This is a genomic window from Rhodococcus sp. 06-221-2, from assembly GCF_002258365.1.
In the GTDB taxonomy this organism is placed as follows: Bacteria; Actinomycetota; Actinomycetes; order Mycobacteriales; family Mycobacteriaceae; genus Rhodococcoides; species Rhodococcoides fascians.
This window is the reverse complement of sequence record NZ_NOYJ01000030.1, coordinates 356,701-370,172: the sequence shown is the minus strand read 5'-3', so window position 1 is coordinate 370,172 and position 13,472 is coordinate 356,701. Positions and strand designations below refer to the sequence as shown.

The following is a 13,472-nucleotide window of genomic DNA, read 5'->3' as shown; positions in this document are numbered from 1 at the left end:
TTGTATGTTCTGCAACGTAAAACGTGTCGCGGCCGGCGCCGCGCCCGACGGTGAGGACGCGACGACACCATGAGAACCTCGACCATAGAAGCCGTGCGGCTGGAAGATGTTTCGCTCTCCGACAGTCCCATCGAACCCACGTGGATCCTCGAGGGAAACCCGCGAGCTCGCGTCGCGGAGTGGTCCAGGAGTACCGACGGCACCACGACTACCAATGTGTGGGATTGCACGGCCGGACGCTTTCGGTGGTACTTCGCGGTCGACGAGATCGTCCACATCATGGACGGGTCGGTCGTGGTGTCCAGCGAAGATCACGCGCCCCGGACTCTGGTCCCCGGCGACGCGGCGTTGTTCCGCGCCGGCACCTGGTCAGAATGGCGCGTCGACAACTACGTGCGTAAGCACGCCATCTTGCGGCAGCACCTGCCCGCGCCGCTGAGCTTCGTGCTCGGGGTAGCCGGCTCGCTCCGCCGACGGCTCGGCCGCCTCAGAGGTGGCGCAGCGGGCCCTCGGCGAGGCGCATCGCTGTAGTTCGTGACGCTGTAGTTCGTGACGCTGTAGTACGTGACGCCGTAGCTCTCAGATTGCCGAGTTCATCATCGAATTGGCGGCCATCTCCATGTAGTCGACGAGTTGCGTTCGGTGCGCAGAATCCAGGACGGCCGGGTCGATCGAGGCGATCGCGATGTGCATGCATCGAAGCCAGGCGTCACGTTCGAGCGGCCCGATCCGAAACGGGTTGTGACGCATCCGCAATCGTGGATGACCACGTTCGTCGGAGTACGTACGAGGCCCGCCCCAGTACTGCTCGAGGAACATTCGCATCCGCCGTTCGGCCGGTGCCAGGTCCTCCTCTGGATACAGGGGCCGCACGATCTCGTCCTTGGCCACTTCCTCGTAGAACTTCGCCGTGAGCAACCGGAACGTCTCCGCACCGCCGACCGCGTCGTAGAACGTCTGCTGCGGTTCGGTCATCACACTCTCTCTGTTCGTTCCTCGTCGGCGTCGGTCACGCTCATTGTCCCTCAGCTGCTGCTCTCGACTGCAACCCCACCCGGACGGCCCAGCGCATACGGGGCTTTGATACCGGCATCGTCGAACGACTGCAGGATGTCGCGGTGGAGGCGACGCTGCACCGCCCATTGGCGGCCGGGTCGGGTCTTGATCGTGATCCGGATGGTCACGGTATCGGCGCTGACGGCATTGACGCCGAGCATCTCCGGGGGTTCGAGGATGTCACTGTCGAAGTCGCCGGAGTCCACGACCTCGTTGGTGGTTCTCTCGGCCACCGCGCAGGCCTCGTCGATGTTGGCCGTGTGGGAGACGGGGAGGTCGAGGACAGCTACCGCGAACCCTTGGCTCATGTTGCCCACCCGCAGAACTTCACCGTTTCGGCAGTACCACACGGTGCCGTTGACATCTCTGATCGTGGTGACGCGCAATCCCACGCTTTCGACCGTGCCGATCGCCTCACCGAGATCGACGACGTCGCCGACCCCGTACTGATCCTCGAGAAGCATGAAGATTCCGGACAGGAAGTCGCGGACGAGGTTCTGCGCACCGAAACCGAGGGCGACACCGACGATCCCCGCCGACGCGATGAACGGGGCGACGTTCACACCCACGACGTCGAGCACCGACAGCACGAACCAGGTCAGGATCATGACCGACACCGCAGATCGGAGTACCGAACCGATCGTGTTGGCCCGCTGTCTGCGCCGTTCGTTGAGTATCTCGCCCTTCACCGTTCCCGAGGACCGGTCGCGTAACGGCCGGAGAAGTGCAGGTGATCGGCCGGCGTCGTGTCGAGTGAAGCGGTCGATCATTCGGTGCAACACGAGCCTGAGCACGATCGCCAGAACCAGATAGCCGAGGATCTGCAACGGACGGTCGACCAGCCAGTCGCGTCCGGTGTCGGTCAGTTCGAATGCTCGGGTGTCGAGCTCTCGCAGCAGCGAAGGTTCGGGTAACGGCGATACGGACAGAAGGGTTGATACAGCCACCCGAAAAGTCTACGGAGACACAGAAATCTTGCCAGTCGCGCAGCGCATAGCGGTATCGATCCTCGAACTCGCCGATCGGAAACCGGAATGTTCACCGATCGGCAACAGAAAATGCGCAGAAAAAGGCTGTGCGCGGGCGGTGTATTCGTGTTCCACTGTGAACCGTGTTCCACGCAAGCCATGCGCGGGCGCCGACACTCCCTGGAGTAATGCATGAAGAACTCTCAACACCGCCACCGACAACTCCCGCCCACTGAGGGCCGCACCACGCACGACCAGCGTGAGACGGCCTCGGGGGCTTCTCCGCTGCGCGTGGTGCCGACGGCCCACAACGCCACGGGCGACGACGCCGTCCCGGCGTGGGTCAAGCGCCGTGTGCTGCTCCTCAACGCAACTTTCGAACCACTGACCGCGCTTCCGATGCGCCGGGCGGTGGTTCTTCTCGTTTGCGGCAAGGCCGACGTGATCCACGACGATCCGGAGGGGCCGTTCATCCGGTCGGCCGATTACTCCGTCCAGGTGCCGTCGGTGATTCGATTGCGGACGTTCGTCCGAGTTCCCTATCGAGCGCGGGTGCCGATGACGCGCGCGGCACTGATGCATCGCGACAGATTCCGCTGCGCCTATTGCGGCAGCAAGGCCGAGACCGTCGATCACGTCGTGCCTCGCAGCCGCGGCGGTGGCCACTCGTGGGAGAACTGCGTGGCGTGCTGCGCCTCCTGCAATCACCGCAAGGCGGACAAGCTGCTCAGTGAGATCGGGTGGACGTTGCGAGCCCAGCTCGTGCCGCCGAAGGGCCCGCACTGGCGTCTGCTGGCGACCACCAAGGAGTTGGACCCGAGCTGGTTGGCGTACCTCGGCGAAGGTGCTGCCTGACTGTCGGCCGTTGGCTCTTTTCGGTCACAACACCGGCCCCGACGTGGTCCGACGGGCAATTGTCGACTAACGTCACACCCCGTGAGCATTTTGGAGACCACGCTGATATTCGGGGTGATTCCGGTTGCGGTGATCGGAATCGTCGGCGCGCTGTCCTACTTGACCGACAAGCAGCCGGGGATGGACGTCGCTCCGTACCGGCTGACGGACGAGTGGACGCGCGAGCCATTGCTGTGGAGCGCTACGGACGAGGTGACTCCGTTCGGGGGCCACGGATCGCACGACGCGGACACAGCCGATTCGATCGGAGGTGCTGCAAGTGGCAAGTGGTGAACTGGTACGTGGCGGTGACATCCGAGAAGAGGACCTGCCGTTCGGGGCTGCGCTGACGGCGAGTGGTCGCGTATCGGTGGCACACGAGTTCGGCACGCCGAGCCCGGAGCACCTGCCTTTCGCGACGCAGGATCTGGTCGCGCTCGACGACGCACTGAGCGAGGCGACCCGGAAGACGAAGATTCGGTTCAACATCTACGTCGGTGACCTGGGAGTCGATCCGGCTGCGGGAGCGGATTCGGTCTTCCCCGGCACCCCCGATGCGATTCGTTCGGTTCTGATCGCTGTCGACCCCAACCGGCACGCGCTCGAGATCCGCACCGGAAAGCGGGTCTCGAACCGTGCTACCGATCGGGTTGCTCAGCTCGGCGTCACCGCTGCGCTCGGCCCGTTCCGCGACGGCAACCTCATCGACGGTCTCGTGACCTCGGTCCGCGTGATGGCAGCATCCATCCTCGCGCCGTAGCTCGTCGCGCTCCATCCCCGTAGTTCTCGGCCGGCGGTCCCGGCGACGACGAGGGCCGGCTGCATCTCACCTTCGCGGGTGAGACGCAACCGGCCCTCGTCGTATGTGTACCTGCGATCAGCCGGCGTCGTATGCCCGGGCGGCGAGTGCCCGAACGACTCCGGCGCGGCCTTCGATCACAAGTCGGCGCAGAGCAGGTGGAAGGTCGCCATCGAGGAACCTGTCGGCTGCGGCCAACGACTGCTCGCTGATCGACCACGATGGGTAGAGGCCCACCACGACGGTCTGTGCGACTTCACTCGATCGACGAGCCCACACGCCGTCGATCGCCTCGAAATAGCGGTCGACGTACGGCTCGAGCAGTTCGCCCTGGCCGGGGCCCGCGAAACCACCGATGATCGACCGCGCCGTGATGTTCGGAACCGCGTCGTCGTCGACGACGGTCGTCCATGCCCGCTCCTTCACCTCGGCACTGGGACGCGCAGCTCGTGCAGCGGCAGCCGACCGCGCTCCGGCGGCGGTGTTGTCCTTCTCGGCTTCGGCGTCGATGACCGGCGAATCGAGCCCGTCGGCATCGATGGCTCCGGCCGCCGCAAGGGCGGTGACGATGCGCCACCGCAGATCCGTATCGATGTCGAGTCCGGCCAGGGACTGCCCCTGGGCGTCACCGTCCAGGAGAGCGCGCAATACCTCGACATGGCGCTCGCTGAGTTCGGTACCGGTCAGAGCATTGACGAACGCCAACTGGTGATCCGAGCCCGACTCGGCACCGCGGGCCAGCTCGAGCACTGCGTCGGCGAACTCGGGGACTCCGTGTTCGGCCGCCCACGCCGGATCGGCGTAGCTGGTGACAGCCGTCTGCGCCTGGAGCAGAAGACGTTGCACCACACCCACTTCGGTCTCGCTACCGATTCCGCGCTGGACCAGAGCCACGAAGTCGCGTGCCTTCATCTCGGCGGACCGAGTCATTTCCCATGCGGCCGACCAGGCGAGAGTGCGGGGGAGCGACTCGGCGATGTCGCCGATCCGATCGACGAGAACACCGAGCGAATCCGGATCGAGCCGCACTGCGCAATACGTCAGGTCGTCGTCGTTGACCAGCACGAGCTTGCCGCGCGATACACCTACGAGCGCTTCGACATTCGTCGATTCGGCAGCCTCGAGGTCCAGCTCGACGCGGTCGGTACGCACCAACTTGCCGTCGACGTCGTCGTAGATGCCGATCGCGATGCGGTGTACGCGATGCTCGCCCGCGCCCGGTGCTGCGCCGGTCTGCGACACTGCGAACCGGGTGAACTTGCCCTCCGAGTCGACGTCGAAATCGGGGCTCAGAGTGTTCAGGCCGGTGGTCCGCAGCCACTGCGCACCCCAATCGGAGAGATCGCGGCCCGATGACTTCTCCAGTGCCGCAAGCAGATCCGAGAACGTTGCGTTGGCGAACGCGTGATCGACGAAGTAGGCCCGCAACCCGGCCAGGAAGTCTTCCTTACCGACGTACGCAACCAGCTGCTTGAGCACGCTGGCACCCTTGGCGTACGTGATGCCGTCGAAGTTGACCTCCACGGCGGCCAGATCGGGGATGTCCGCGGCGATGGGGTGCGTCGAGGGCAGCTGGTCCTGTCGGTATGCCCAGGCCTTCTCGACGTTGGCGAACGTCGTCCACGCGTTGGTGTATTCGGTCGCCTCGGACTGGCACAACACGGAGGCGAACGTCGCGAACGACTCGTTGAGCCACAGGTCGTCCCACCATGTCATCGTCACCAGATCGCCGAACCACATGTGCGCCATCTCGTGCAGCACGGTCTCGGCGCGTCGCTCGTAGGAGTACCGCGTCACCTTGGACCGGAAGACGTAATCCTCGAGGAACGTGACGGCCCCGGCGTTCTCCATGGCTCCGGCGTTGAATTCGGGCACGAACAGCTGGTCGTACTTGCCGAACGCATACGGGGTGCCGAAGTTCTCGTGGTAGAAACCGAAACCCTGCTTCGTCTCGGTGAACAGTCTCTCGGCATCCATGTGTTCGGCAAGGGATGCGCGGCAGTAGATTCCGAGAGGGATGGTGCCGTGATCGTCGGTGTACGAATCGGTCCACTCGGCGTAGGGACCGGCGATCAGAGCAACCAGGTATGTGCTCATCAGCGGCGTCGTGTCGAACACGTGCTCACCTGCGGCCGGCTCGGCACCGTGCGCTGCGTTGGAGATGACGGTCCAGCTCTCGGGAGCGGTGACCTTCAGGTCGAACGTGGCCTTGAGATCGGGTTGATCGAAGCACGCGAACATGCGCTTGGCGTCCGCAGTCTCGAACTGCGAGTACAGGTACACCGAACCGTCCGACGGATCGACGAAACGGTGCAGGCCTTCGCCGGTGTGCGAGTAGACGCAGTCGGCATCGACCACGAGCTCGTTGTGTTCGGCGAGATCGACCAGAGCCAGCCCCGTCGACTCGTCGTAGTTCGTCGTGTCGAGCGCTGTGCCGTTGAGCGTCGCCGACCGGATGGTGCCTGCGACGATGTCCACGAAAGTCGACGCTCCGGCGGTCGCGGCGAACGTGATGGTGGTGAGCGAGCGGAACGTCTTCTGGCCGGGATTGCCCTCGCCGTCGGTGAGATCGAGAACGATCGCGTACTTCGTTTCCCCGATGATCGCCGAGCGCTCGGAGGCTTGGTCACGCGTCAGGTTGGGAGCAACCACTTCAGTCGACACCTCTTCGTGTAGTTATGGGTAGTGCCGTCCATCCCATCACGTCCGCCGTGTCGCGCGCTGGCTGACGGGTCGCGTGGAATGTCCGCGCGGTGGCCGGGTGTTACGACATGAAGAGACAGCGACATCGACTTTCGAGGAGCAGACAGTGACCGGTTCAGGACAGAAAGACACCGCTGATTTTTGGTTCGACCCGCTGTGCCCATGGTGCTGGATCACTTCACGTTGGATTCTCGAGGTCCAGCAGGTGCGCGACATCGACGTCAACTTCCACGTCATGAGCTTGGCCGTCCTCAACGAGGGCCGCGACCTGCCCGAGGAGTACGCCGCGATGATGAAGAAGGCGTGGGGTCCGGTGCGGGTGGCGATCGCCGCGGCGAAGAGCAACGGCGACGAGATCCTCGCGCCGCTGTACGCGGCCATGGGCACGCGAATTCACAACGAGGGCAACAAGGATTTCGACGTGGTCATCCGGGAGTCCTTGGCCGAACTCGACTTGCCCGCCGATCTCGCCTCGGCAGCCGAGAGCACCGATTACGACGAGGACCTGCGCACCAGCCACCACGCAGGAATGGACAAGGTCGGCCCCGATGTGGGCACTCCCACCATTCACGTCAACGGCGTGGCGTTCTTCGGCCCTGTGCTCTCGCGGATTCCACGCGGTGAAGAGGCAGGCAAGTTGTGGGACGCGTCGGTGATCTTCGCGGCGTACCCGCACTTCTTCGAGCTCAAGCGCACCCGCAACGAGGACCCGCAGTTCGACTGATCGCGTGACCCTCGTGCGTGGAAACTCGTAGCAGGAGCCGAACTTTCACGCACGAGGGGCCAGTTCGCGCACGGGGGATCAGGCGACGATTCGATCCGAGCCGCTGTCGGTGCCGAACGTCAGATGCTCGCCCAGATGGAAGCGCCTGGCCGACCACGCCGCTGCGGCGGCATCGAGAAAGTCGTCGACGAGCGGCCCGTTCGGCAGGTCGTCCAGGTCGAGAGCCCCGGTCCATCGTGTCAGTGCGGCCAACCGTTGCCCGACGCCGCGGCCGGTCTTCTTCGATGCGTAGACCGTGGTCGGTGACATCGCCCTGAACGAGCATTCGGGATGCACTTCGACGTACCGTTCCGGATCGAAGTCCGAATCTCGCCACGCCCGGACCGCGGGCAAGATGTGCCACGTTTGTTTACTGATTGCCTTGCCGGTCTTCGACCGCGAGATCGAGCACGCCTGTTCGTACGACACCGCGCCCAGAACATCCGCGACCGGGGTGTGAAAGATCGAACTGCGCGCCGTCCCCAGGAACTTCTTCGCCTCCAGTTCGCTGACGCGATAACCGTCCACGGGTAGCGACAGCGGCATGTCGACGCCCACTCGCGCGCAGTCTCGGGTGTGCTCCAACACGTCGGAGACGGAGGAGCAGGCCGTCCACGTCACTCTCGTGCCGTCGAACAATGCGACCACCCACGCACCCTTCGCGCCGTCGACACCGGCGAATTTCTCGGCTCGTGACATCACCTGTCAGACTCTAGGCATGCGCGTATACCTGGGTGCCGACCACGCCGGCCTCGAGTTCAAGAATCAGATCATCGAACACCTGACGGCAACCGGGCACGAGCCCGTCGACTGCGGTGCGTTCGACTACGACCCGGTCGACGACTACCCGGCCTTCTGCATCGACGCAGCACGTCGCGTCGTCGCCGATCCGGGCAGTCGCGGCCTCGTGCTCGGCGGATCCGGAAACGGCGAGCAGATCGCCGCGAACAAGGTGCCGGGCGCACGCTGTGCCCTCGCGTGGAGCGTCGAGACGGCAAAGTTGGCTCGCGAACACAACGATGCGCAGCTCATCGGCATCGGCGGCCGCATGCACACGTTGCCCGAAGCACTTGCCATCGTCGACGCGTTCCTCGGCACCCCGTTCTCGGGCGAGGAGCGCCACCAGCGTCGCATCGACATCCTGTCCGAGTACGAGCGCAGCGGCGAAGCACCCGAGGTTCCGGGAAAGCCCGAGTAAGTGCCCGAAGGGCATACCCTGCACCGACTCGCTCGGTTGCATCAACGTCGGTTCGGCGGGGCACCGGTGGAGGCGAGCAGTCCCCAGGGACGGTTCGTTTCCGGTGCCGCGCTGATCGACGGCCTCGTCCTCGAGAAGGCCGAGGCGTGGGGCAAGCATCTGCTGCACCGCTACGAATCCGACCTGATCGTGCACATTCACCTCGGCCTGTACGGAAAGTTCACCGAACACGCTGTGCCACTGGACGATCCGGTGGGTGCGGTGCGTCTGCGCATCGTGGGGGAGAAGTACGGTGCCGACCTCCGCGGCCCCACGGCCTGCGAGATCTACACCGAGCAGCAGGTCGACGCCCTCCTGGCGCGTCTGGGGCCGGACCCGCTCCGCAAGGACGCCGACCCGGATGCGGCCTGGGCACGAATATCCAAGTCACGCACGGCCATCGGCACGTTGCTGATGGATCAGAAGGTGCTCGCCGGCGTCGGCAACGTCTACCGCGCCGAGATCCTCTTCCGGCACGAGATCAACCCGATGCGCCCCGGAAAGGACCTCGACCGAGCCGAGTGGGACGCCATCTGGCTCGATCTCGTGGACCTCATGGCCATCGGTGTCCGACGCGGTCGCATCATCACCATCAGGCCCGAGGACGATCACGGCGACACCTACGGTGCCCGCCGACCGCGTTCGTACGTCTACCGCAGGGAAGGCCTCCCGTGCCGCGTGTGCGGAGCCGAGATCCTGCACTCGACGATGCAGGCGCGAAACCTGTTCTGGTGCCCCGTCTGTCAGGCGACCTAGAGGCCGCCGAAGTCCATTCCGCCGCCGTCGCCGCCGAACATGTCGCCGCCCCCGTCGTCGATGGCACCGTATTCCGTGTCGCCGCCGCTGTAGTCGTCACCAGCACCCCCGTCGGAACCGTCGGCACCCAGGTCGCCACCCGCTGCGGTCTCGTCCGGAACTCCGGCCATGCCGGAGAACATCGCCGAGAACAGGAACATCGAGCCCATTCCCCATGCGCCGGCGACCAGGGCCGGACGCCACCACGGTTCGGAGTACCAGCCTGCGGGGACGGGTCGGCCCGCCACTCGTCCGCCGGGGTAGTAGTTCGGGGTCCGGTCCGACGGGTCCGGTGAGGCCGCGATCTCTCGTCCCTCGAAGTCGACCTTGCGTTCCTCGGTGACACGGCCTGCCTGCTGTTGGCCGTCGATGCCCTGCACCTCGGGGCCCGGGTCCATGCCCATCGCCAGGCGCGCTGCGCGAATGTAATAGAGCCCTTCCAACGCGGTCTGCTTGGCCAGCCTCGCCTGTTCGACGGTTGTCGCCTGGTCGATCTGCGAGCCCGCTGCGATATTGCGCTCGGATGCGTCGGCGAGGGCCTGCTTGGATGCGGTGTCGGAGCCGACGAGGTTGTAGACCTGGCCGCCGAGCCGTTCGATCGACTGGCGGGCGTCGGCCTTCGCATCGGCCAGTGCGGTGGCCGCGGCTGCGGCGGAGTTCTTCTTGCTGCGAAGCACCAGCAGTGCCACGACGGCCACGACGATGACGATCAGGACGATTTCCACTTCTGAGCCTTCCATCGGCGATACATGTCCAGTTCGTCCGATTCACTCGAACACTGTCGACGATACGCGGACACGAAAAAGCCCCGCACTCGCGAAGTGCGGGGCTTTCGATGGAGCCGATGACGAGAATCGAACTCGCGTAGCCTGTTTGGAAGACAGGGGCTCTACCATTGAGCTACATCGGCATGCAAACAACAGTCGTGGGATCGCCAGTTCCGTCGCCTGCGTTTCAAGACTGTACCCAAAGCGGTTGCCGGATTCCAAACCGGCCCGTCGAGCCCGGTCTCACGGAACGTCATGGGTGGGGCGCCCATGAGGGGCTACTATCGGTTGCTGTTCAATGGTGTCCGTACGACGGGGTGTGGCGCAGCTTGGTAGCGCATCCGCTTTGGGAGCGGAGGGTCGCAGGTTCAATTCCTGTCACCCCGACAAATGAGAGCCGCGGGCACGGCTCACCGTGCTCGTGGCGAGCGGAAGACAGCAAGCCAGAACTGCCAGCAAGCAAGAATCACCACAAAGGAGCATGTCCCGTGAAGAGCACCGTCGAGCAGCTGAGCCCGACGCGAGTCCGTATCAACGTTGAGGTGCCCTTCGAGGAGCTCAAGCCTGATTTCGACCGCGCGTACAAGGCTTTGGCTCAGCAGATCCGCCTCCCCGGATTCCGTCCCGGCAAGGCTCCGGCCAAGTTGCTCGAGGCGCGAGTCGGCCGTGGTGCAGTACTCGAGCAGGTCGTCAACGACGCTCTTCCCTCTCGCTACTCCGAGGCCGTGACCAACGAGAAGGTCAAGGTCATCGGCCAGCCCGAGATCGAGATCACCAAGATCGAAGACGGCACCGAGCTCACGTTCACCGCCGAGGTCGACGTGCGTCCCGAGATCGAGCTGCCGGATTACTCGACCATCAGCGTCGTCGTCGATCCGCTCGAGATCAAGGACGAAGCCGTCGACGAGCAGCTGCAGTCGCTCCGTCAGCGTTTCGGAACCCTCACCGGTGTCGATCGCCCGGTTCAGTCCGGCGACTTCGTGTCCATCGATCTCTCGGCCACGGTCGACGGCGAGAACGTCGAAGAGGCCACCGCCAGCGGGCTGTCCCACGAGGTCGGTTCCGGTCAGCTCATCGAGGGCCTCGACGACGCGATCATCGGCGTCTCGGCCGGCGAGTCGAAGGAGTTCACCTCCACGCTCGTTGCCGGTGAGTATGCGGGCAAGGAAGCCGTCGTCACGGTCAAGGTCGTCTCCGTCAAGGAGCGCGAGCTGCCCGAGGCCGACGACGAGTTCGCCCAGCTGGCCAGTGAGTTCGACACGTTCGATGAGCTACTCGCCGACCTGAAGACGCGCGTCGAGCGAGTCGCGAAGGTCGAGCAGGCCGGTCAGATCCGCGACAAGGTGCTCGAGACGTTGCTCGAGACCCTCAAGATTCCGGCTCCCGAGGCCGTCGTCAAGGCCGAGGTCGATTCCCAGGTGCACGAGGCCATCCACGGCCTCGATCACAACGAGGAAGCGCTCGCCGAGTTGCTCGAGTCGCAGGGTTCGAGCCGCGAGGAGTTCGACAAGGACGTCAAGGAAGGTGCCGAGAAGTCGGTGCGCACCCAGCTTCTCCTCGACGCCATCGCCGAGGCCGAGAACACTCAGGTCGGCCAGGACGAGCTGACCGAGCGGATCATCTTCCAGGCCCAGCGCTACGGCATGCCGCCCGAGCAGTTCATCCAGCAGGTGCAGCAGGCCAACCAGCTCGGTGCCGTGTTCGCCGATGTCAAGCGCGGCAAGGCGCTTGCCTCGGTCGTCGAGCGCGTCACCGTGACCGACACCAACGGAGCCAGCGTCGACACCGCCGAGCTGTTCGGCAGCCCCGCCGATGCTCCCGACGAGGTCGAAGCAGCTGATTCTTCCGAGGGCGAACAAGAGAAGTAACGCTCACAGCGAACGACGGCGGTTCCGGGACTCCGGAGCCGCCGTCTTTCGTTAGTGTCTGTGTCAGGAACCAACGATTTGTTATGGAAAAGGCAGGTACCGTGACTGTTCAGAATCCGGCGGCTTCGCACGAGCAGAGTCCCGTCATGACTTCGGCCGCAGCAGGCCTGAATCTCAGCGACTCCGTGTACGAGCGTCTGCTTCAAAACCGCATCATTTTCCTCGGTACCCAGGTCGACGACGACATCGCCAACAAGTTGTGCGCGCAGATCCTGCTCCTGTCGGCCGAGGACCCCACCCGCGACATCTCGCTGTACATCAACTCGCCCGGTGGCTCGGTCACCGCAGGTATGGCGATCTTCGACACCATGGAATTCGCCGAGTGCGATATCGCCACCTACGGGATGGGCCTGGCTGCCTCGATGGGCCAGTTCCTGCTCTCGGCCGGTGCGAAGGGCAAGCGGTACGCCCTGCCGCACGCGCGCATCATGATGCATCAGCCTTCGGCCGGTATCGGCGGCAGCGCTTCGGACATCGCGATCATGGCCGAGCAGTTCGCGCACACCAAGCGTGAGATGGCCGAGCTCATCGCTCAGCACACCGGCCAGACCGTCGAGCAGATCACCGAGGATTCCGACCGTGACCGGTGGTTCACGGCACAGGCGGCCAAGGAATACGGGTTCGTGGATCACGTCGTCAGCCGCGCGCGGCAGGCCGGCGGAGTCGGCGAGTAATTCGGCCGCTACCGGCGACCCTCGATCACTCACATCTTGGAGAAACGATGACAAACCTGTTCGATCCCAACCAGTTGCCGTCCTCGCGGTACATCCTTCCGTCCTTCGTCGAGCACTCGAGCTACGGCGTCAAGGAGTCGAACCCGTACAACAAGCTGTTCGAGGAGCGCATCATCTTCCTCGGCGTCCAGGTCGACGATGCGTCTGCCAACGACGTCATGGCACAGCTGCTGGTGCTCGAGGGCCTCGACCCCGACCGTGACATCACGATGTACATCAACTCGCCCGGTGGCTCGTTCACCTCGTTGATGGCCATCTACGACACGATGCAGTACGTCCGCGCCGACGTGGCGACAGTGTGCCTCGGCCAGGCGGCTTCGGCTGCCGCGGTACTGCTCGCAGCCGGCACCCCCGGCAAGCGCGCGGCTCTGCCGAACGCACGAGTGCTGATCCACCAGCCCTCGAGCGGCGGAATCCAGGGCCAGGTCTCGGACCTCGAGATCCAGGCCGCCGAGATCGAACGTATGCGTCGACTCATGGAGACCACCCTCGGTCGCCACACCGGCAAGGATCCCGACGTGATCCGCAAGGACACCGATCGCGACAAGATCCTCACCGCCGAGCAGGCCAAGGACTACGGCATCATCGACACCGTGTTCGAGTACCGCAAGCTCTCGGCTCAGAAGTAGCACGCAAGTACCACCGGTCGGATCGCCTCGCGGTCCGGCAGACGATCGGACGCCGGGCACGAGTGGACAACTCGGCCCGGCTGTCTCGATTCACGCCCCGAATGCCGTGATTGGTGAAAACGGGCGGCGAATCACCGGAAACAACCCGCCCATGTTCGGCGAACACGGGTAGCGTCGCATCCAAGAACTCGGTCGGAGC

General features: G+C 64.6%; 15 protein-coding genes and 2 tRNA genes. 11 read left to right on the top strand and 6 right to left on the bottom strand.

The window, feature by feature from the left end; all coding sequences use genetic code 11:
• Window positions 1-69 precede the first annotated feature (69 nt).
• Window positions 70-531, top strand: a complete 462-nt coding sequence (locus CH281_RS17940) for a cupin domain-containing protein (RefSeq protein ID WP_027497591.1) — start codon at window positions 70-72, stop codon at window positions 529-531.
• A gap of 48 nt (window positions 532-579) precedes the next feature.
• Here CH281_RS17940 and CH281_RS17935 read toward each other — a convergent pair whose 3' ends face one another.
• A complete protein-coding gene (locus CH281_RS17935) occupies window positions 580-975 on the bottom strand; it encodes a globin (RefSeq protein ID WP_027497590.1) in 396 nt (131 codons plus the stop codon).
• 50 nt (window positions 976-1,025) lie between these two features.
• Window positions 1,026-1,985, bottom strand: a complete 960-nt coding sequence (locus CH281_RS17930; RefSeq protein ID WP_045841372.1) for a mechanosensitive ion channel family protein — start codon at window positions 1,983-1,985, stop codon at window positions 1,026-1,028.
• A gap of 231 nt (window positions 1,986-2,216) precedes the next feature.
• Between CH281_RS17930 and CH281_RS17925 the strand changes: the two genes are divergently transcribed.
• The 3 genes from CH281_RS17925 to CH281_RS17915 all read left to right on the top strand — a co-directional run bounded on the left by CH281_RS17925 (window position 2,217) and on the right by CH281_RS17915 (window position 3,678).
• Window positions 2,217-2,879: an HNH endonuclease gene (locus CH281_RS17925; protein ID WP_174557300.1), complete on the top strand. Its 663-nt coding sequence runs from the start codon at window positions 2,217-2,219 to the stop codon at window positions 2,877-2,879.
• Between the two features lie 81 nt (window positions 2,880-2,960).
• Window positions 2,961-3,212 carry an aa3-type cytochrome oxidase subunit CtaJ gene (gene ctaJ / locus CH281_RS17920; protein WP_027497587.1) on the top strand — a complete coding sequence of 84 codons (252 nt, stop codon included), beginning with the start codon at window positions 2,961-2,963 and terminating at the stop codon, window positions 3,210-3,212.
• Complete coding sequence (locus CH281_RS17915) at window positions 3,199-3,678, top strand: DUF5130 family protein (RefSeq protein WP_032368213.1); 480 nt, start codon at window positions 3,199-3,201, stop codon at window positions 3,676-3,678. Before ctaJ ends, CH281_RS17915 begins: the two co-directional genes overlap by 14 nt.
• A 117-nt stretch (window positions 3,679-3,795) precedes the next feature.
• Here CH281_RS17915 and pepN read toward each other — a convergent pair whose 3' ends face one another.
• Complete coding sequence (gene pepN, locus CH281_RS17910; protein ID WP_094695002.1) at window positions 3,796-6,369, bottom strand: aminopeptidase N; 2,574 nt, start codon at window positions 6,367-6,369, stop codon at window positions 3,796-3,798.
• A gap of 157 nt (window positions 6,370-6,526) precedes the next feature.
• Here pepN and CH281_RS17905 point away from each other — a divergent pair, with 157 nt between their 5' ends.
• Entirely contained in the window at window positions 6,527-7,144 is a 618-nt protein-coding gene (locus CH281_RS17905; RefSeq protein WP_032406770.1) for a mycothiol-dependent nitroreductase Rv2466c family protein, read from the top strand.
• 78 nt (window positions 7,145-7,222) lie between these two features.
• On the opposite strand, the gene CH281_RS17900 is transcribed toward CH281_RS17905, so the two are convergent.
• Window positions 7,223-7,882, bottom strand: a complete 660-nt coding sequence (locus CH281_RS17900) for a DUF429 domain-containing protein (RefSeq protein WP_094695353.1) — start codon at window positions 7,880-7,882, stop codon at window positions 7,223-7,225.
• 19 nt (window positions 7,883-7,901) lie between these two features.
• Between CH281_RS17900 and CH281_RS17895 the strand changes: the two genes are divergently transcribed.
• Together CH281_RS17895 and CH281_RS17890 are read left to right on the top strand one after the other, a co-directional pair.
• Window positions 7,902-8,381, top strand: coding sequence for a ribose-5-phosphate isomerase (locus CH281_RS17895; RefSeq protein ID WP_032374451.1), 480 nt, complete (start codon window positions 7,902-7,904; stop codon window positions 8,379-8,381).
• Window positions 8,382-9,176: an Fpg/Nei family DNA glycosylase gene (locus CH281_RS17890; RefSeq protein WP_032368209.1), complete on the top strand. Its 795-nt coding sequence runs from the start codon at window positions 8,382-8,384 to the stop codon at window positions 9,174-9,176. It begins immediately after the preceding gene.
• Here CH281_RS17890 and CH281_RS17885 read toward each other — a convergent pair.
• Together CH281_RS17885 and CH281_RS17880 are read right to left on the bottom strand one after the other, a co-directional pair.
• Window positions 9,173-9,940, bottom strand: a complete 768-nt coding sequence (locus CH281_RS17885; RefSeq protein ID WP_094621198.1) for a hypothetical protein — start codon at window positions 9,938-9,940, stop codon at window positions 9,173-9,175. The two genes, CH281_RS17890 and CH281_RS17885, sit on opposite strands and share 4 nt — an antisense overlap.
• A 111-nt stretch (window positions 9,941-10,051) precedes the next feature.
• Window positions 10,052-10,125 (bottom strand) — tRNA-Gly (locus CH281_RS17880).
• A 170-nt stretch (window positions 10,126-10,295) separates the two neighbouring features.
• On the opposite strand from CH281_RS17880, the gene CH281_RS17875 reads away from it, so the two are divergent.
• From CH281_RS17875 to CH281_RS17860, 4 genes are all read left to right on the top strand, one after another.
• A tRNA-Pro gene (locus CH281_RS17875) sits at window positions 10,296-10,369 on the top strand.
• A gap of 101 nt (window positions 10,370-10,470) precedes the next feature.
• Window positions 10,471-11,850: a trigger factor gene (gene tig, locus CH281_RS17870; RefSeq protein WP_179274222.1), complete on the top strand. Its 1,380-nt coding sequence runs from the start codon at window positions 10,471-10,473 to the stop codon at window positions 11,848-11,850.
• Window positions 11,851-11,933: 83 nt separating this feature from the next.
• On the top strand, window positions 11,934-12,584 hold the full coding sequence (locus CH281_RS17865; RefSeq protein ID WP_072692168.1) for an ATP-dependent Clp protease proteolytic subunit: 651 nt from the start codon (window positions 11,934-11,936) through the stop codon (window positions 12,582-12,584).
• A 47-nt stretch (window positions 12,585-12,631) separates the two neighbouring features.
• Complete coding sequence (locus CH281_RS17860; RefSeq protein ID WP_008715342.1) at window positions 12,632-13,273, top strand: ATP-dependent Clp protease proteolytic subunit; 642 nt, start codon at window positions 12,632-12,634, stop codon at window positions 13,271-13,273.
• The last annotated feature ends 199 nt before the right edge of the window (window positions 13,274-13,472 follow it).

Bases quoted from the DNA above. Each gene is read 5' to 3' on its own strand.
- CH281_RS17940 (WP_027497591.1), top strand. From the start codon at position 70: ATGAGAACCTCGACCATAGAAGCCGTGCGGCTGGAAGATGTTTCGCTC.
- CH281_RS17935 (WP_027497590.1), bottom strand. From the start codon at position 975: ATGACCGAACCGCAGCAGACGTTCTACGACGCGGTCGGCGGTGCGGAG.
- CH281_RS17925 (WP_174557300.1), top strand. From the start codon at position 2,217: ATGAAGAACTCTCAACACCGCCACCGACAACTCCCGCCCACTGAGGGC.
- CH281_RS17900 (WP_094695353.1), bottom strand. From the start codon at position 7,882: ATGTCACGAGCCGAGAAATTCGCCGGTGTCGACGGCGCGAAGGGTGCG.
- CH281_RS17895 (WP_032374451.1), top strand. From the start codon at position 7,902: ATGCGCGTATACCTGGGTGCCGACCACGCCGGCCTCGAGTTCAAGAAT.
- CH281_RS17865 (WP_072692168.1), top strand. From the start codon at position 11,934: ATGGAAAAGGCAGGTACCGTGACTGTTCAGAATCCGGCGGCTTCGCAC.
- CH281_RS17860 (WP_008715342.1), top strand. From the start codon at position 12,632: ATGACAAACCTGTTCGATCCCAACCAGTTGCCGTCCTCGCGGTACATC.